Below are 17,363 nucleotides of genomic sequence, written 5' to 3'. Positions count from 1 at the left end.
ACCGGCGCTAAACACCTGCGCGGTCGGTGGAGCGGCTTTGGCCGGGAGTTTCAATGACCGAGTCAAGGCCATGGGCCGCCCTCCACCAGTGAGGGCGGCACCTCGTCTCGAAGATCGTTTGTGCCTCAGCCGACGAAAGTGAGCCACGACGGCGGGCGCGTCGGCCGATCAGGCGCGCGCCCACCTCGAACCCGGCCGCGAGCTGCGCGTAGGTATGCCCCAGACGCAGGTGCGCCAGCACCAGCAGCGCCTGGCGGCCCGCGGACAGCCGACGCCACCGCGTCCCGCACGCCGCCCGATGCGCGATCAGCCGGTCGGCCAGGAACCGCAGGTGCCTGGGTGGACAGGTCGAGGGCAGACGGGTAGACAAGCACACGAAGCTCCTGGCGGTACGGGCGATCTTGGTCGTGAACCCGTCCACCAGGAGCTTCGGCACGCGCACAGGCCAACCGGAAGACTTATCAACCAAGTTGGCCGTCGACATCATCGTCGCCGGGCTCTGTATAGGCTGGTGCGCGTGGATGTGACGGGGTGTCTTGGGTGTGACCTTCTGACCGGGCGCCGGGAGTTGCCCGGGGGCGTCCTGCACGAAACCGCTGCTTGGGTGGTGAACCACGTCGTCGGTCCGATGAATCTCGGCACCTTGATCGTCGGTCCACGGGAGCACGTCGTGGCCATCGCCGAGCTCGACGACACGGCAGCGGCGGAACTCGGCCCCTTGCTGCGCGATACCGCTCGTGTCGTGGAGACGTTGTGCCGTCCCGAGCAGACCTACGTCTGCATGTGGTCGCACGGCCGCGACGCACGCAAGCACCTGCACATCGCGGTCCAGCCGGTGACCGCTGAGGTGCGAGCCCGCTACGGTGGGCTGCGCTCCGAGCAGCTCCAGGCCCGGATGCTGGCGGACGGTGAGGAGCCGGACATCACGGATGTCGAGCAGTTCTGCGAGCGGGCTCGCGAGCTGTTCCGAGCGATCACCGACAGCAGCATCGAAGACCGCAGCTGATAACCGGTGCCGGGCCGACACCACGGCGCAGTCGGGCGAGCATACGCGAGGAAGCGCTGCAGTCTTCTACACCGCGCACCCTCAACGTGAGGTTGGAAAAGGCTCATTGTGGCCTCGGGCTGAGTCAAGCCGTCTGCGTGATGGGCGGGGTGGGAGTGAAGGCCCGGTCGTCGCGTAGGAGGGCCCACAGCACACTGGTGCGGCGTCGTACGAAGGCGATGACGGCCTGGACGTGTTTGCAGCCCTCGCCGCGTTTCTTGAGGTAGTACTCCCGGTCGGGGCCTTCACGGATGATGCTGGTCTGCGCGGAGACGCTCCGCCGAAGTGCAACAAGGAGCGGGACGTACCACTGCCTCCAACGGTGGCCGAGGCACTTCGTGCCCATATGGACGCGCACAAGCCGGTCGAGATCACGTTGCCCTGGCGCAAGCCGGACGGCCCAGAGACGGCCCAGTGACCCACACCAGACCCCCTGTCCGCGTCGAACACGCTGGTAGGGGGCTTATTGCTGCCCGGTCACGGCCAGTTCTCCGGGCTGGGCATGGTGGTACCAGTGTCGCAGATCCACTCGGGTGGCCCAGTCGGCTGTGGACAGCCGGGGGCCGGGGTCAGAAGAGGCCGGCGATCAGTGCGCCGACCCAGGCACCGTACGTCTTCGTGCGATGCGAGACACCGCAGTACAGCCGTGGCTTGCGCCGTCCGTCCTGTTTGAGGAGGGCTTCGCACCATCGGCACCGCAGATCACCGTGATACGTGCCGTCATCCCCCAGCCGAGCCTGCCCCATGGGGGACTTTAACGTCAGGCCCGGCAGGCGGTCCACACGGAGAACGGCGTCGAGCCCCCACCCGACGGGGTGGGGGCTCGGTGGTCGTGGGATCAGGCGGAGCCGACGAAGAGGACCATCAGGAGCCACACCACCGGCGCGGTGGGCAGCAGGGAGTCGAGGCGGTCCATGATGCCCCCGTGGCCCGGGAGCAGGGTGCCCATGTCCTTGATGCCCAGGTCCCGCTTGATCATGGATTCGCCGAGGTCACCGAGGGTGGCGGTGGCGGCGACCGCGAGGCCGAGCAGCAGACCCTGCCACCAGGCGCCGTCATCGATCAGGAACTGCATGCACAGCGCGCCGGCCACCATCGCGAAGGCCACCGCGCCGAACAGGCCCTCGCGGGTCTTGCCCGGGCTGATGCGCGGGGCGAGCTTGTGCCGGCCGAAGCGCCAGCCGACGGCGTACGCGCCGGTGTCGCTGACCACCGTGAGCAGGAGGAAGGTCAGCACACGGCGCGGACCGTCGTCCGCGGTCAGCATCATCGCGACGAACGTGGCCAGGAACGGCACGTAGAACGCCGCGAAGACGCCGGCCGTGACGTCCCTGAGGTAGCCCTCCGGCGGTTCCGTCATGCGCCAGACCAGGACCGCGAGCGCGGTCAGCGCCATCGCCACCCAGGCGCCCTCGGCACCCCGTACGTATCCGGCGACCACCATGGCCGCCCCGCCGACCGCCAGCGGCACGAGCGGCGCCTTGATGTCCTTGCGCTCCTCGAGCCGCCTCGTCAGCTCCCACAGACCGACCACGACCGCGATCGCGATGACGCCCACGAACACGGCCTTGACGACGAACAGCGACACGACGATCACCGCGCCGAGCCCGAGGCCGACGCCTATGGCGGCGCCCAGGTCGCGACCCGCGCTCTTCTTCTGCGGCGCGGGCGCCGGCTGCGGGGCGTCGGGCATGGGCTCCGGATTCTGCGACGCCGTCCCGTGGAAGGACGGTGTCTGCGGCGTGTCGAGGGGCCACTGCCGCGGCGCGTGGTGCGGCGGCTGCGGCGTGTCGTCGCGGTACGAGGAGCCGCCCGGTTGGGCGGCACCCCGATCGTCATCCTGGTTTCCGCCGTGAGCGGGCACGACGGGCATGGGGCGGGTCCGCTGGGCGTCATGCGCATCGTACGCGGGACCCGCCGGGGCGGCCCCCGGGACGGGTTCCTGATGGGCAGGTGACCCGTCCGCGGGCCCCCAGTACCCGGCTTGCCGCGGCGCTCCCCAGGAAGTGTCGTTCATCAGACTTCGAGCAGCTCCGCTTCCTTGTGCTTCAGCAGCTCGTCCACCTGCGCCACGTACTTCGCGGTGGTGTCGTCGAGCTCCTTCTCCGCACGACGGCCCTCGTCCTCGCCGACCTCGCCGTCCTTGATCAGCTTGTCGATGGCGTCCTTGGCCTTGCGGCGCACGGAGCGGATGGACACCTTGGCGTCCTCGCCCTTGCCCTTGGCGACCTTGATGAACTCGCGGCGGCGCTCCTCGGTGAGCTCGGGGAACACCACGCGGATGATGTTGCCGTCGTTGCTCGGGTTGACGCCCAGGTCGGAGTCGCGGATCGCCTGCTCGATGTTGCGCAGCGCGGTCTTGTCGAACGGGGTCACGACGGCCATGCGCGGCTCCGGCACGGAGAACGAAGCCAGCTGGTTGATCGGCGTCGGCGCGCCGTAGTAATCGGCCACGATCTTGTTGAACATCGCCGGGTGCGCACGGCCGGTGCGGATCGCGGCGAAGTCCTCCTTGGCGACCACGACGGCCTTCTCCATCTTCTCCTCGGCCTCGAGGAGGGTCTCTTCGATCACCACTTGCTCCTGCGTGTCTTGAGTAGGCCCGGCCACGGTTTCCCTGTCGGGACCGGCGGCCGGCTTCGTCGCGTCTTCTTCCTGCACGGTTCCCGACCGGCAGGACATTGTCCATCCCCCGGCCAGGGTCCGTCCCGTCCGTCGCCCGGACAGGTCTCTTTCCGGCTTCCCGCGGTGCGGGGTCCGCCGGTCAGTCCCGGCCGCCCTGGTCACCCACAAGCGTGCCGATCTTCTCACCCTTGACGGCGCGGGCGATATTGCCCTCCTTCAGGAGCTCGAAGACGACGATCGGGAGCTTGTTGTCACGGCACAGCGTGATCGCCGTCGCGTCGGCGACCTTCAGGTCCCGCGTGATGACCTCCCCGTAGCCGAGGGAGTCGAACTTCACGGCGTCCGGGTTGGCCTTCGGGTCGGAGTCGTAAACCCCGTCCACGCCGTTCTTCCCCATGAGCAGCGCCTCTGCGTCGATCTCCAGGGCGCGCTGGGCAGCGGTGGTGTCGGTGGAGAAGTACGGCATGCCCATACCGGCGCCGAAGATGACCACGCGACCCTTCTCCAGGTGGCGCACGGCGCGCAGCGGGATGTACGGCTCGGCGACCTGGCCCATGGTGATGGCGGTCTGGACCCGGCTGTCGATGCCTTCCTTCTCCAGGAAGTCCTGCAGGGCGAGGCAGTTCATCACGGTGCCGAGCATGCCCATGTAGTCCGAGCGGGCGCGGTCCATGCCGCGCTGCTGGAGCTCGGCACCGCGGAAGAAGTTGCCGCCGCCGATCACGACCGCGATCTGCGCGCCGTCGCGTACGACGGCCGCGATCTCACGGGCGATGGCGTGCACCACGTCCGGGTCGACGCCCAGGCCCCCGCCGCCGGAGAAGGCCTCTCCGGACAGCTTCAGCAGAAACCGGCCGGGTACTTTGCCGTCGTCGCTCTTCTGGGCCTTGGTGGTCATGAGATCCCGCCTTTGTTATACGTGGTGCACATGCGAAGAAGGCCATTGCCGGTGGGGCGTGTTTCGCATCCCATGCAGCGGCAATGGCCTCCTCGTCAGATCTGCTGCCGCCCGTCACACGCGTGTACATGGCTGCACACGCGAGCGACGTGGACGACTGCTGTCGACCCTATCGGGGTCGGGGGTCCGTCGCGGTACGGACCTTGGACTCAGATGCCGACCTTGATGCGCGTGAAGCGCTTCAGGGTGACACCGGCCTCGTCCAGGACCTTCTGGACCGACTTCTTGTTGTCCAGGGCGTAGGGCTGGCCGAGCAGCGTCGCGTCCTTGAAGAAGCCGTTCAGGCGGCCCTCGACGATCTTGGCGATCGCGGCCTCGGGCTTGCCCTCGGCGCGGGTGGTCTCCTCGGCGACACGACGCTCGGACTCGACGATGTCGGCCGGCACGTCGTCCTTGGCGAGGTACTTCGGCGCGAAGGCGGCGATGTGCTGGGCGACGCCCTTGGCGACCTCGGCGTTCGGCTTGTCGAGCTCGACGAGGACACCGATCTGCGGCGGCAGGTCGGGCATCGTGCGGTGCATGTACGCGGTCACGAAGCCGTCGGAGAACTGCGCGAAGCGGTCCAGGACGATCTTCTCGCCGAGGTTGGCGTTGGCCTCGTCCACGAACGCCTGGACGGTCTTGCCGGCCTCGATCTCGGAGGCGAGCAGGGCCTCGAGGTCGGCCGGGGAGGTCTTGGCGACGTGCTCGGCGAGCGCGCGGGCGACGGCCTGGAACTTCTCGCCCTTGGCGACGAAGTCCGTCTCGCACTTCAGCTCGACGAGGACACCGGAGGAGTTGTCGTCGGCGATGATCGAGACCACGGCGCCGTTCTCGGCGGAGCGGCCCTCGCGCTTGGCGACGCCCTTCTGGCCCTTGATACGGAGCGCCTCGACGGCCTTCTCGACGTTGCCCTCGGCCTCGTCCAGCGCCTTCTTGCAGTCCATCATGCCGGCGCCGGTGAGCTCGCGGAGCTTCTTGACGTCGGCGGCGGTGTAGTTCGCCATGAGTCTGTGAATCTTTCTCGAAGTCTGGAGGATCGAAGATCTGCACGGTCTGCGATCTACATGTAGATGCAGATGCCCGACTCTGTGCTGACCTACGGGTGAACGGCGGGAGCGGACTTCATGTCGCCGCTCCCGCCGTCAACGCTGGCGCTGACGGGTCAGGCCTGCTCGCCCTCGGCAGCCGGAGCCTCAGCGGCCGGCGCCTCAGCAGCCGGAGCCTCGGCAGCCGGCGCCTCGGCGGCGGCGGGAGCCTCCGCGGCCGGGGCCTCCTCGGCCTTCTTCTCGCCCTCGAGCAGGTCGCGCTCCCACTCGGCGAGCGGCTCGCCCGCGGCCTTCTCGCCCTTGCCCTCGGCGGCGACGCCGGAGCGGGCGATGAGGCCCTCGGCGACCGCGTCGGCGATCACGCGGGTGAGCAGGGTGACGGAGCGGATCGCGTCGTCGTTGCCCGGGATCTTGTAGTCGACCTCGTCGGGGTCGCAGTTGGTGTCGAGGATGGCGACGACCGGGATGTTGAGCTTGCGGGCCTCGCCGACCGCGATGTGCTCCTTCTTGGTGTCCACGATCCAGACGGCGCTGGGCACCTTCTGCATCTCGCGGATACCGCCGAGGGTCTTCTCCAGCTTGGCCTTCTCGCGGGAGAGGACCAGGAGCTCCTTCTTGGTCAGACCGGAGGACGCGACGTCCTCGAAGTCGATCTGCTCGAGCTCCTTCAGGCGCTGCAGGCGCTTGTAGACGGTCGAGAAGTTGGTGAGCATGCCGCCCAGCCAGCGCTGGTTGACGTAGGGCATGCCGACGCGGGTGGCCTGCTCGGCGATGGCCTCCTGCGCCTGCTTCTTCGTACCGACGAACATGACCGTGCCGCCGTGGGCGACGGTCTCCTTGACGAACTCGTAGGCGCGGTCGATGTACGACAGCGACTGGAGCAGGTCGATGATGTAGATGCCGTTGCGCTCGGTGAAGATGAAGCGCTTCATCTTCGGGTTCCAACGGCGGGTCTGGTGACCGAAGTGGACGCCGCTCTCCAGCAGCTCCCGCATCGTGACGACGGCCATGGCCGTACTCCTTGAGTTTCTCGGTTGTGCCGCGGATGCCGGACGGCTTCCGCGCCTGACGCCCTGGTGCGCCGTGCCACGAGGGACCGAGGGGCGCTGACACCGGCCGTCTCCGGTCCGGGTGTCGGGGCGTGCGAAGTCGACCCGGTGACCCGGGTCGCCACCAGAAGTGTACGGGACCCGCGGGGCGCCCGGTGACGCCGCTGTCCACAATCGGTGAGTTGTCCACAGGTTCGGCCGCCGTCGGCGGGGGTGCGGGACGGTGGGCGCATGGTTGAGATGCATGCGATGCGATGGGCCGTCGGTGCCCGGCGAGGGCTGCTGCCCGGGTGGGCGGCAGCCTCTTTGGCGCTGGTGGCGCTCGTGGCCTCGGCGGTGCTGATGGGCTCGGCGGCGTGGGCGACCTGGGCGGACGCCGGCCCCACCGCGCCGGCCGGCCCTGACCCTGACACTGGTCCCGGCTCCGGCTCCGGCTCCGGCTCCGGCTCCGGGGAAGGGGATCCGCCGGTGCCGGCCGTGGGCCGGGTGTGGCCGGTGGGGGTACGCCCCGGGGTGCTGCGCGGCTGGGATCCTCCGGCGACGGTCTACGGGCCCGGGCACCGGGGCGTGGACCTGGGCGCGTCTCCGGGCACGCCGGTTCGTTCGGTGGCGGCCGGGCGGGTGTTCTTCGCGGGCCCGGTGGCCGGCAGAGGCGTGGTGTCGGTCGAGCTGACGAGCACCGGTGACCCACCGCTGCGTACGACGTACGAGCCGGTGAGGGCATCGGTGAAGCAGGGCGACGAGGTGGCGGCGGGCGAGGTCATCGGCACCGTGGAGGCGACAGGCAGCCACTGCGAAGGCCCGTGCGTCCACTGGGGCCTGCTGCGCGGCAAGACCTATCTGAACCCGCTCCTCCTGCTCCCGCCGTGGCTCCTGAACGGACCGACGAGACTGCTACCGGTGCTGGGGGTGCCGCTGCCCTAGCCGGGGGCTGGCGCGTCTCCTGCCCTTCCCAGCCGGGGGGCGGGCGTGCCACCTGACCCCAACCGTGCGACGGGCGTGCCGCCTGCTCCCGGCCGGGGCGCCGACGCCCCCACTGCGTCCCGGTCCGGCCCGTGCCGTCCCAGGCTCCGCCGGGTCAGCCGCAGACGCCGCGCAGCGCCATTCCCACCGTGGCCTCGGCGATGGCCGCCGGATCCTCCGCGGCGCCCAGTTCGATCCGCCGCACCGCCGCGTCCACCACGCCCTGAAGCAGCATCGCCGCCAGCCGCGGCTGCTCGTGCCCCAGCTCCCCCAGCGCCTCCACGATCATGGCGACGAGCCCGCCGTGGGCCGCCCGGATCTTCTCCCGGGCGCCGGCGTCCAGCTCACTCGCCGAGATCGCCACGACGGCCCTGTGCCGCCGGTCCCCGACCAGCTCCAGTTGCTTGCGCACATAGGCCTCGACCTTGGCCGCGGGCCTCTCGGCGGAGGCCATCGCGGCCGCGACCTCCGCGGCCCACACGGGGAAGTCGACCTCGCACAGCTCCTCGACCACGGCGGCCCGTGACCGGAAATACTCGTACACCGACGACCGCGCGAGCCCCGTCCGCTCGGCCAGGGCCGGGAAGGTCAGCGCCTCCGTCCCGCCCTCGGACAGCAGGGTCCGCGCCGCGTCCAGCAAGGCGGCTCGCTGCATCGACCGGTGCTCGGCCACGGAGGCCGCTCGAATCCTTGGCACGTCGACCACTTTACGGACGCGCCACCCGGACCGGGAGGGACTCCACCCGGGTCAGCGCCCGAAGCTCGCCAGCTTCGCGCGCAGCTGGAGCACCGATTTGGTGTGGATCTGACTGACTCGGCTCTCGGTCACACCGAGCACGTTGCCGATCTCGGCGAGTGTGAGGCCCTCGTAGTAGTAGAGCATCACGACGGTCTTCTCCCGCTCGGGCAGCGTGTTGATCGCCCGGGCCAGGAACGTGCGCAGCTCCCGATCCTCGGCCACCTCCACCGGATTGTCGGCGGCGGTGTCCTCCAGCGTGTCCATCAGGCTCAGCCGGTCCCCGCCCTCACCGCCGACGTGCAGCAGCTCCTCCAGCGCCACCACGTTGGCCAGCGACAACTGGCTGAAAACAGCATGCAGTTCGTCGACCGCGATGCCCATCTCGGCGGCCACCTCGACCTCTGACGGCGTGCGCCGCAGCCGGGCCTCCAGGGTCGCGTACGCCCGCTCCACGTTCCGCGCCTTCTGCCGCACCGAGCGGGGGATCCAGTCCAGCGCCCGCAGCTCGTCGATCATCGCGCCCCGGATCCGCGTGATCGCGTAGGTCTCGAACTTGATCTCCCGCTCGATGTCGAACTTCTCGATCGCGTCGATGAGCCCGAAGACCCCGGAGGAGACGAAATCGGCCTGATCCACGTTGGGCGGCAGGCCGACGCTCACTCGCCCCGCCACGTACTTCACCAGCGGTGAGTAGTGCAGGATCAGCTGCTCCCGCAGCCGCTCGTCCCCCGTCGCCTTGTACGACCGCCACAGCTCCTCGAGCGTCGAAGGAGCGGGCGGCCGCACGCTGCCACCGTCACGGGCGGCTTGGGGGATCGCCGCCCGGTCGGGCCCGGAGGTGTGCTGGGGCATTCGTCGCCTTGTGTCGTTCTGCCCTGGAATGCGGGCGCATGAGTGAGTTGTCGGCCTGAGTCGTTTCTGTGGTCGGAACCACGTGAGCGTAGCGTGACTGATGTGTCGCGGTGCGCGAACGGCGGGGCGTGAGGCATGCGCAGATTCGTTCCGCGGTGCGCCCCGCCGGGTCACACACGTCACCCTCGGTGACCGCGACAGCGTCCAACTGCGGTAATCCCCACCGGCGTCGGGCCTCCCCCGGACGGCCGAACACTCTCGGTCAGCACCGCTCGCGGCCCTCCCGGGCCGAGATCAGCGCCTGGCGTGTCAACTTCCATCCCTCGCCATGTCGTTCGACGTACCCCAGTGATTGGAGTTCGTACAGTTTCGCGATCGCGTCGTCCGTGGTCGTCCGGGCGCCGCGGGCGATCTCGTCCGGCGTCGCCGCGCCGCACGCCGGCAACGCGGCCAGAACCTGCCGGGCGTCCCGTTCCAGCAGGTCGCGCGGGAGTACGGGACCACGCCGGTCCGGGGCGAGGTCACCCATGTCGCCGACCAGTTCGACGACTTCCGCGGTGTCGCCGACCAGCACCGCCCCGCCGCGCAGGAGCTCGTGGACACCGGCGGAGAGCGCGCTGGTGGCCGGACCGGGCACCCCCATGGTGTGCCGTCCCAGCCGCTGCGCCGCCCGCGCGGTGACCAGCGATCCGCTGCGGTGGGCGGCCTCGACCACCACGGTGCCCCGGGTGAGCGCCGCGATCACCCGGTTGCGGACGATGAACCGGCTCGGCGTGGGGTGGTCACCGGGCGGCAGTTCGCCGACCACCAGACCCTGCTGGGCGATCCTGGTGATCAACTCGGTGTGCCCGCGTGGATAGGGCCGGTCGACGCCGCAGGCCAGGACGGCGACGGTGGCGCCGCCCGCGGCGAGGGCGCCGCGGTGGGCGGCGCCGTCGACTCCGTAGGCGCCGCCTGAGACCACCACCCAGCCGCGCTCGGCGAGGCCGGAGGCGAGGGCCGCGGCCATGTGGGCGCCGTACTGGGTGCAGGCCCGGGCGCCGACGACCGCGACCGAGCGCAGCGCCCATATCCGCAGGCTGGGCCGTCCACGCACCCACAGTCCGGTGGGCCGCGCGTCGCCGAGGTCGTCGAGCTGGGCGGGCCACTCGGTGTCCCCGGGGCGTACGAACCGCACACCTGCCTCCCCGGCCGCGGCGAGGTCCCGTTCGGGCTCGGCCTGTGCCGCCCGGGCGCACAGCCCCGCCCACCGCTTGCCGGAGACCCCGGCGAGCCGAGGGGAGCCGTCCAGCAGCCGCCGGGCCACCTCCACCGCCCCGAACTCCCGCAGCCACCGCCCGCCGGCCTCGTCGCCGGGCTCGATGACGCGGCTGAGGAGGACCCGGGCGAGCAGTTCGCGGTCGGGGGGCCGGGTGGCGTTCACGCCGGCGCCCCGATGGCCATGGGCACGCCTCGCGGCACTCCGGTGCGCAGTTGCAGCGCCAAGGCGACGTCCGACGCGTCGGGCCGGTCGTGGCCGGTGAGGTCCGCGACCGTCCAGGCGACCCGCAGGACACGGTCCAGCCCGCGCGCGGTGAGGACGCCCCGCTCCAGGCCGCGCTCGGCCTCGTCCATCGCGCCGGCCACCGCGTGCCAGCGGTTGCGCAGCTCGCGGCCGGGCACCTCGCTGTTGGTCCGCCACGGGGTGCCCGCGAGCCTGGCCGCCGCGCGTTCCCTGGCGGCCCGCACCCGGTCGGCCACCGCCGCCGTGGCCTCGCCCCGGGCGTCGCGCCGGGTGAGTTCGGATCGGGTGACCGGGTCCACCTCCACCCGCAGGTCGACCCGGTCGAGCAGCGGCCCGGACAGCCTGGCCTGGTAGCGGCGGACCATCGAGGGCGGGCACTCGCACAGGGTGTCCCGCAGCGAGAACCGGCCGCAGGGGCACGGGTTGGCCGCGAGCACCATCAGGAACTTCGCCGGGAACCGCACCACCCCGGCGCTGCGGGCGATCACCACATGGCCCGCCTCCAGCGGCTGGCGCAGGGCGTCGAGCGCGTGGCTGCTGAACTCCGGGGTCTCGTCCAGGAAGAGCACGCCTCGATGGGCGAGTGACACCGCTCCCGGCCTGGCGACGCCCGGGCCGCCGCCGACGAGGGCCTGCATGGTGGCCGAGTGGTGCGGGGCGCAGTAGGGGGCGAGGTCGATCAAGGGTCTGCCCGGCGGCAGGAGTCCGGCGACCGAGTGGATCGCCGTGACCTCCAGGGACTCCTCCCGGGCGAGGCGGGGCAGCAGTGCGGGCAGCCGCTCGGCGAGCATGGTCTTGCCCGCGCCCGGCGGCCCTTCGAGGAACAGGTGGTGTGCCCCGGCCGCGGCGACCTCCACCGCGGTGCGGGCCGAGACCTGGCCGACGACGTCGGCGAGATCGTGTCCCTGGTCCTGCTGGGCGGCACCCACGCTGTGCATTCCGGCGGCCGCACCCGCGCCGGGCAGGCGCAGGCCGGCCAGCAGCGGGTCCGGTCGTCCCTGCTCGTCCGGGTCCTCCTCGGGCACCGGCTCGTCGGTCAGCACCGCGATGAGCTGCCGCAGGCTGCGGACGCCGAGGACGGAGACGCCGGGCACCAGCGAGGCCTCGGCGGCGGCGCACTCGGGCACGACCACCTGCTCGTACCCGGCGTCGGCGGCGGCCAGCACCGCCGGCAGGATGCCCCTGACCGGACGCACCCGCCCGTCCAGGCCGAGCTCCCCGATCATCACGATGTCGGCGAGCACGTGGGGATCGATCCGTTCGGCGGCGCCGAGCACCGCGCAGGCCACGGCCAGGTCGAAGCCGCTGCCGGCCTTGGGCACCGAGGCCGGGCTGAGCCCGACCGTGAGCTTCTTCTGCGGCCACTCGCCACCGGAGTTGACCACCGCGGCCCGCACCCGGTCCCGGCTCTCGGTCAGGCTCTTGTCCGGCAGGCCCACCAGCGTGAAGGCGGCGACACCCGGTTCGAGGTCGGCCTGCACCTCGACGACCACGCCCTCGACACCGACGAGGGTCACGGAGCACGTACGCGCGAAGCCCATCAGGCGGCCCCCCGCACGTGCTCGACCACGGGAGCGCCGCGCCGGGGCAGCAGGACGCCGACCAGGTCGATACGGACGCCTCCGGGCGGCGCCCCTCCATGGGACTGGATCCAGCGTTCCGCGAGGCCGCGCAGCCGCTCGGCCTTCTCCGGTGTGACGGCGGCCATCGGATGCTCGAAGAGCCCCTCCCGGCGGGTCTTCACCTCACAGACGACCAGGACGTCGCCGTCCCGGGCCACGATGTCGATCTCGCCGGTCCTGCCGCAGCGCCAGTTGCGCTTCAGGACCGTCATGCCGGTCTGGGTCAGCCGCCGGGCCGCCAGACCCTCTCCGTACCTGCCGAGCGCGCTTCGTGCGTTCATGTCGGCACCACCTCCGGCGCCCACGGTCACGCATCCGGCCCCACGGAGTGGATCTTGGTGGGCTACTCACCGGTTGTGGACAACGCTGTCACTCACGCGAGTGGCATCGAGAGAGGAGCACTGACGCCCCTTACCCGCCCGGCAGCTCCAGATCGGTCTTGTTCAGCTCCTCAATGTTCACATCCTTGAACGTGAGGACGCGTACCTGCTTCACGAACCGGGCCGGCCGGTACATGTCCCACACCCAGGCGTCGGCCATCGACACCTCGAAGAACACCTCACCCTGTACCGAGTGGACCTGCATCTCGTAGTCGTTGGTGAGGTAGAAGCGCCGCTCGGTCTCGATCACGTATTTGAACAGACCGACGACATCGCGGTACTCCCGGTAGAGCTTGAGCTCCATCTCGGTCTCGTACTTCTCGAGGTCCTCGGCGCTCATGGCATGTTCCCCTTCAGCCGTGCGATCCCACCATTGTGCGCCAGTCCCATGAGGCCCTAGACGATTTCGGTGTCGAGGGTCACGGGCCCGGCCGGGGGACCTTCGTCGAGCAGTGTGCGCAGCAGCTCGGCGAGTCTGGTCGGATACACCGTCTCATGTGCCCGGATCAGTTCCTGACACGTCCACCAGCGCGCTCCGGCGACGCTGCGCCGCTCCAGCTCGGTCAGGGCCGTGGCCTCGATCGCGGTCCGGTCCGTACGGGCCAGGTAGTACCACTCGTCCTGGTTCCAGCGTCGGCCCGCGAACGGGAACGAGCACGTGCGGCGCCACAGCACCGGGCCGAGTTCGACCTCGGTGATGCCGGTCTCCTCGGCGAGTTCCCGCAGAGCGGCCTCCTCGCGCGTCTCGGCGCCCTCCAGGCCGCCGCCCGGGGTGAACCACCAGTCGTCGGCCGGGTCGTCCGGCTCGTGGCCGTGCAGCAGCAGGATGCGGTCCTCGGGGTCGAGCAGGACCACCCGGGCGACCTTGCGCAGTCCGCCGCGGTGACCGTCCGTGCCCTCGGCGCCCTCGCCGTCCCCAGCACCCCCAGCGTTCTCAGCGAGCACCGGCCGGCTCCGTCCGGGTGCGGGCGCGCGAGCCGCCCAGCAGCGTCGCGATCGGGCCGTAGGCGCCCCCGGCGAGGACCAGGACGGCACCCGCCACGATCATCGTGGCGATCGTGCGCAGCGGGCCCGGCTGGGAGAGGGCGCCGAGCGCCTCGAAGCCGGTGGGGCGCTCCAGCAGGCCCTTCATGGGCCAGACGACGGCGTCGACCCGGGCGTCCACGGCGTCGCGCGAGACGGTACCCCCGGCCGCGTCCGTGAGGTGGGCGGTGGAGTCCAGGGAGCCCTGGCGCTCGTCGCCGAGCAGGAACAGCCGGCCCTGGGGCACCTTCACGGTCGGGAAACCGCCGGCCTCGGCCACGGCGCCCTTCAGGTACGGCTCGTCGACCTGCTTGCCGTTGACGGTCAGCTTGCCCTGCTCGCAGCAGGAGACGGTGTCGCCGCCGACGGCGACCACCCGTTTGATCACGGCGGAGTTCTGCACCCAGTTCGTGTCGTGGAAGACGACCACGTCACCGCGGTGCACCTGACCGCCCTCGACCCGCTGGGCCAGCACCCGGTCGCCGATGCCGATCGTCGGCGCCATGGAACTGGTGGGCACGGTGTACGGGCGGTAGATCACCGCCGCCCACGCGAATCCCGCGAGGAACAGCACCAGCCCCACGGCCACGGCGAGCCCGGAGAGCCGCTGCCCGGCCTTGCCGCCGACCGGGCCCCTGCCTGTGCCGCCGCTGCGCGGGGCCGTACGCGTCGTGCTCTCGCCACCCATGGACCCGAACCCTACCGGGCGGTACCGGAACGGGGCAGCCCCTCCTTCCGGGCCACCGCCGCACGCTCCACGAGGACTTCACAGCGGCGGTGGACGGTACTGGTGGAAGCCGCCGCACTGCCCCGGCTCGGCGGCTCAGCGGCTTCCGGTGGCCGTCGTCGGGGTGCCCGTACCGGCCGCGGCCTTCGCGGCCCGCCTGCGCCGCCACAGCGCCACCGGCACGACCGCGGTCAGGGCCACGCCCTGGGGGGCCACCGTCAGGGCACCCGCCGCCGAGGAGTGATCGTTGATGCCCTGCTGGTCGAAGGTCTCCGGGACCGGCAGCGTGCCCCAGCGGTTGATCGGCCAGGCCTTGACGATGGCACGGCCGACGACGTCCTTGACCGGGACCATGCCGTGGTTCTTGTCGGTCTGGTTGTAGCGCGAGTCCCGGGAGTTCTGCCGGTGGTCGCCCATCACCCAGATGTAGCCCTGGGGCACGTGCACCGTGAACTGGCCGCCCTGGTCGTCGAGGCTGCACGGCGTGTTGCCCGGGTAGACGTACGGCTCGTACAGCGGCTTGCCGTTGACCATCAGCGGGCCGGTGTTCTTGCACTCGACGGTGTCGCCGCCCACGCCGACGACGCGCTTGATCAGGTCCTTCTCCTCCGCGGACGGCATCAGGCCGATCCAGCTGAGCACCGTCTGCAGCGCGTTCGGGCTGGCCGCCGGCTCGCCCGCCAGCCAGTCGTCCGGGTCGTGGAAGACGACGACCTCGCCGCGCTCGGGCTCGGAGCCGAACCACGGGGTCAGCTTGTCGACCAGGACGCGGTCGCCCCGCTGAAGGGTGTTCTGCATCGAGTCCGAGGGAATCGAGAACGCCTGTACGAGGAAGGTCTTGATCAGCAGCGCCAGCACCAGCGCGATAACGATCAGGATGGGCAGCTCCTTCCAGAAGGAGCGGGGCTTCCTCGCCTCGGGGGTGCTGCCCCCGCTCCCCTGGTCACCGCTGTGGTTGTGCTCCGTCACCGTGCCGTCCTCGGCTGCTTCACTCTCACTCCCGGAGGTCTTGGCGCTGCGCGCAGCGGGGTCCGCCGCTCCCTCGGGGTGTCCGCGGTGCTCCTCGCCGTCGTGTCCGGACCGTGCGCCAACCGCCACATCCCCCACGCCAACTCCTCACTCCGTGCCGCCGCCTGCCCCGTGCGCGACGCAGGCCCACCACTCCCATAACGAGCGGGAGTTCCGCAGGGCTCGGGAGTCGAACCGATCCGTTCGGATCGTCTGGGGCAACCCTATGCGACAGCCGGGGAGCGGCGGTCGACCCAGCCGCCGCGTCGGGCACCGAAGAAAAGGTTTTCGGCTCCTTCAGCATGGTCCAGTGGCCGATGGGCCAGCCGATGACCATGGCCCGCCCCACCACGGAGTTCTCCGAGACGGTTCCGCCGTACGGGGTCTCCTGGTGGGCGCGCGAGTCGGCGGAGTTGGCCCGGTGGTCGCCCATCACCCACAGCCGGCCCCGGGGGACGGTGATGTCGAACTGGGTGTTGGAGGGGGCGTTGTCCGGATACAGGTAGTCGCCCTCGTCGAGGGGAACACCGTTGACGGTCACCCTGCCCTGCGTGTCGCAGCACTTGACGTGGTCACCACCGACGCCGACGACCCGCTTGATGAGGTCCTTCTCGTCGTCGGAAGGCAGCAGACCGATGAAGGTGAGGCCCTGCTTGACCTGCTTGACCCCGACGGGGTCGTCCTTCTGGGCGGTCTGCTCGCCGGCCAGCCAGCCGCCCGGGTCGTGGAAGACGACGACGTCGCCGCGCTGCGGCTTGGCGCCGAACCACGGGGTGAACTTGTCGACCAGGACCCGGTCGCCGATCTGGATCGTCTGTTCCATGGAGCCCGACGGGATCACGAAGGCCTGCACGAGGAAGGTCTTCAGCACCAGGGCTATGAGCACGGCGACGCCGACGAGGAGCGGTATCTCCCGGACCGCGGAGCGCCTGCGCCGCCGCTTGACCTTGCGTTGCAGCTTGCGCCGCTCCGCGCGGGTGCGGCCGCCGGCCGGACCCGCGGCGCGTCGCGCCCCGGTGGGCAGGAGGTTGTCGGCGGCGTTGGCGGAGACACCGCGCGGTCGGCCGCGGCTACCCATGGCTGCCGCCCGCATGGCCGGCGGCGGGCACGCGCGCGTAGGCGTCCGGCCGGTGCAGGTGGGTCCGGTGGCCGAAGGGCCAGACGATCCAGTCGGCCCGGCCGATCACGTCGTCGACCGGGATCATGCCGCCGCCCGGCGAGCCCAGATGGTCGCGGGAGTCGCTGGAGTCGCCCCGGTGGTCGCCCAGGACGAACAGGGTGCCCTCGGGCACGACGACGTCGAAGGGCACGGCGGACGGGCTGTCACCGGCGTAGAGGAACGTCGACTCGTCGACCGACCGGCCGTTCACCTGGATCCTGCCCTCCTTGTCACAGCAGATCACATGGTCTCCGCCTACACCCACAACGCGTTTGATGTAGTCGCCGTCCCCGAAGTACCCGGTGCCGTCGAACACAACGACATCTCCGCGCCGCGGCACGGCTCCGAAACGGTACGCCAACTTGTTTACGGCAACGCGATCCCCGATCCTCAATCCCGGCTCCATGGATCCGCTCGGAATCTCGAACGGCTGCATCACGAACGTGTTGAGGAGCAGCAGGAAAACCAGGCCGCTCAGCGCGGTCAGGGTGATCCTCCCGCCGGGAAGCCACTCGGTGATCCGCGACATCAACGCGAAGCGCGACCGTTCCTCCGGCCCTCGCGCCCCCGGGGTCTCACCGGGTTCGCCGTCACAAGGGCGGGAGGAGCGGTCGCGCTCCGTCTGCTGTGCTTCGGTGTCCATCGGGGCCGAATGTTATCCGGCCCCGCCATGAACTCCCG

The 17,363-nt window shown here is 70.8% G+C and carries 18 protein-coding genes and 3 pseudogenes; 3 read left to right on the top strand and 18 right to left on the bottom strand.

Features of this window, described 5'->3' with window-relative positions; translation table 11 throughout:
• Positions 1-177 precede the first annotated feature (177 nt).
• Positions 178-286: pseudogene (locus ACFY3J_RS10050) on the bottom strand (transposase family protein); the annotation flags it as partial.
• Between the two features lie 384 nt (positions 287-670).
• Between ACFY3J_RS10050 and ACFY3J_RS10045 the strand changes: the two are divergent.
• Complete coding sequence (locus tag ACFY3J_RS10045; protein ID WP_384186623.1) at positions 671-1,006, top strand: hypothetical protein; 336 nt, start codon at positions 671-673, stop codon at positions 1,004-1,006.
• Positions 1,007-1,130: 124 nt separating this feature from the next.
• On the opposite strand, the pseudogene ACFY3J_RS10040 reads toward ACFY3J_RS10045, so the two are convergent.
• Positions 1,131-1,319: pseudogene (locus tag ACFY3J_RS10040) on the bottom strand (IS110 family transposase); the annotation flags it as partial.
• Between ACFY3J_RS10040 and ACFY3J_RS10035 the strand changes: the two are divergent.
• Positions 1,320-1,451, top strand: a pseudogene (locus ACFY3J_RS10035) (site-specific integrase); the annotation flags it as partial. It abuts the pseudogene before it with no gap.
• A 432-nt stretch (positions 1,452-1,883) separates the two neighbouring features.
• Here the strand turns inward: ACFY3J_RS10035 and ACFY3J_RS10030 are convergent.
• The 5 genes from ACFY3J_RS10030 to rpsB all read right to left on the bottom strand — a co-directional run bounded on the left by ACFY3J_RS10030 (position 1,884) and on the right by rpsB (position 6,666).
• On the bottom strand, positions 1,884-3,062 hold the full coding sequence (locus tag ACFY3J_RS10030) for a phosphatidate cytidylyltransferase (RefSeq protein ID WP_384186626.1): 1,179 nt from the start codon (positions 3,060-3,062) through the stop codon (positions 1,884-1,886).
• Positions 3,062-3,619: a ribosome recycling factor gene (gene frr / locus ACFY3J_RS10025; protein ID WP_384186629.1), complete on the bottom strand. Its 558-nt coding sequence runs from the start codon at positions 3,617-3,619 to the stop codon at positions 3,062-3,064. Before frr ends, ACFY3J_RS10030 begins: the two co-directional genes overlap by 1 nt.
• A 190-nt stretch (positions 3,620-3,809) precedes the next feature.
• A complete protein-coding gene (pyrH, locus tag ACFY3J_RS10020) occupies positions 3,810-4,568 on the bottom strand; it encodes a UMP kinase (RefSeq protein WP_384186632.1) in 759 nt (252 codons plus the stop codon).
• Between the two features lie 209 nt (positions 4,569-4,777).
• A complete protein-coding gene (tsf, locus tag ACFY3J_RS10015) occupies positions 4,778-5,614 on the bottom strand; it encodes a translation elongation factor Ts (protein WP_384186635.1) in 837 nt (278 codons plus the stop codon).
• A 158-nt stretch (positions 5,615-5,772) separates the two neighbouring features.
• On the bottom strand, positions 5,773-6,666 hold the full coding sequence (rpsB, locus tag ACFY3J_RS10010; protein WP_384186637.1) for a 30S ribosomal protein S2: 894 nt from the start codon (positions 6,664-6,666) through the stop codon (positions 5,773-5,775).
• A 381-nt stretch (positions 6,667-7,047) separates the two neighbouring features.
• Between rpsB and ACFY3J_RS10005 the strand changes: the two genes are divergently transcribed.
• On the top strand, positions 7,048-7,629 hold the full coding sequence (locus ACFY3J_RS10005) for a murein hydrolase activator EnvC family protein (protein ID WP_390840707.1): 582 nt from the start codon (positions 7,048-7,050) through the stop codon (positions 7,627-7,629).
• Positions 7,630-7,783: 154 nt separating this feature from the next.
• On the opposite strand, the gene ACFY3J_RS10000 is transcribed toward ACFY3J_RS10005, so the two are convergent.
• The 11 genes from ACFY3J_RS10000 to lepB (ACFY3J_RS09950) all read right to left on the bottom strand — a co-directional run bounded on the left by ACFY3J_RS10000 (position 7,784) and on the right by lepB (ACFY3J_RS09950) (position 17,325).
• Positions 7,784-8,341 (bottom strand): TetR/AcrR family transcriptional regulator, encoded by a 558-nt coding sequence (locus tag ACFY3J_RS10000; protein ID WP_384186655.1) that lies wholly within the window; start codon positions 8,339-8,341, stop codon positions 7,784-7,786.
• Positions 8,342-8,416: 75 nt separating this feature from the next.
• Complete coding sequence (whiG, locus tag ACFY3J_RS09995; protein ID WP_384186644.1) at positions 8,417-9,259, bottom strand: RNA polymerase sigma factor WhiG; 843 nt, start codon at positions 9,257-9,259, stop codon at positions 8,417-8,419.
• Positions 9,260-9,521: 262 nt separating this feature from the next.
• Positions 9,522-10,682 (bottom strand): DNA-processing protein DprA, encoded by a 1,161-nt coding sequence (dprA, locus tag ACFY3J_RS09990; RefSeq protein ID WP_384186647.1) that lies wholly within the window; start codon positions 10,680-10,682, stop codon positions 9,522-9,524.
• The gene (locus tag ACFY3J_RS09985) at positions 10,679-12,304 is read right to left on the bottom strand and encodes a YifB family Mg chelatase-like AAA ATPase (RefSeq protein ID WP_390840688.1); all 1,626 of its coding nucleotides are present in this window, start codon (positions 12,302-12,304) and stop codon (positions 10,679-10,681) included. Before ACFY3J_RS09985 ends, dprA begins: the two co-directional genes overlap by 4 nt.
• Positions 12,304-12,666 (bottom strand): YraN family protein, encoded by a 363-nt coding sequence (locus tag ACFY3J_RS09980; protein ID WP_384182611.1) that lies wholly within the window; start codon positions 12,664-12,666, stop codon positions 12,304-12,306. The genes ACFY3J_RS09985 and ACFY3J_RS09980 overlap by 1 nt, the downstream gene beginning before the upstream one ends.
• A 130-nt stretch (positions 12,667-12,796) precedes the next feature.
• The gene (locus tag ACFY3J_RS09975; RefSeq protein WP_008745401.1) at positions 12,797-13,105 is read right to left on the bottom strand and encodes a DUF2469 domain-containing protein; all 309 of its coding nucleotides are present in this window, start codon (positions 13,103-13,105) and stop codon (positions 12,797-12,799) included.
• A 56-nt stretch (positions 13,106-13,161) separates the two neighbouring features.
• The gene (locus ACFY3J_RS09970) at positions 13,162-13,710 is read right to left on the bottom strand and encodes an NUDIX hydrolase (RefSeq protein ID WP_384182608.1); all 549 of its coding nucleotides are present in this window, start codon (positions 13,708-13,710) and stop codon (positions 13,162-13,164) included.
• The gene (gene lepB, locus ACFY3J_RS09965; RefSeq protein WP_384182605.1) at positions 13,700-14,476 is read right to left on the bottom strand and encodes a signal peptidase I; all 777 of its coding nucleotides are present in this window, start codon (positions 14,474-14,476) and stop codon (positions 13,700-13,702) included. The genes ACFY3J_RS09970 and lepB (ACFY3J_RS09965) overlap by 11 nt, the downstream gene beginning before the upstream one ends.
• Before the next feature lie 135 nt (positions 14,477-14,611).
• The gene (lepB, locus tag ACFY3J_RS09960) at positions 14,612-15,622 is read right to left on the bottom strand and encodes a signal peptidase I (RefSeq protein WP_384182603.1); all 1,011 of its coding nucleotides are present in this window, start codon (positions 15,620-15,622) and stop codon (positions 14,612-14,614) included.
• Complete coding sequence (lepB, locus tag ACFY3J_RS09955) at positions 15,510-16,601, bottom strand: signal peptidase I (RefSeq protein WP_390840687.1); 1,092 nt, start codon at positions 16,599-16,601, stop codon at positions 15,510-15,512. The genes lepB (ACFY3J_RS09960) and lepB (ACFY3J_RS09955) overlap by 113 nt, the downstream gene beginning before the upstream one ends.
• The gene (gene lepB, locus ACFY3J_RS09950) at positions 16,594-17,325 is read right to left on the bottom strand and encodes a signal peptidase I (RefSeq protein WP_390840686.1); all 732 of its coding nucleotides are present in this window, start codon (positions 17,323-17,325) and stop codon (positions 16,594-16,596) included. Before lepB (ACFY3J_RS09950) ends, lepB (ACFY3J_RS09955) begins: the two co-directional genes overlap by 8 nt.
• Positions 17,326-17,363: the final 38 nt, after the last annotated feature.

Origin of the sequence: Streptomyces sp. NPDC001231, from assembly GCF_042896885.1 — a bacterium.
Classification (GTDB): domain Bacteria; phylum Actinomycetota; class Actinomycetes; order Streptomycetales; family Streptomycetaceae; genus Streptomyces.
The sequence above is the reverse complement of the archived record's forward strand: the minus strand, read 5'-3'. Positions and strand labels throughout refer to the sequence as shown.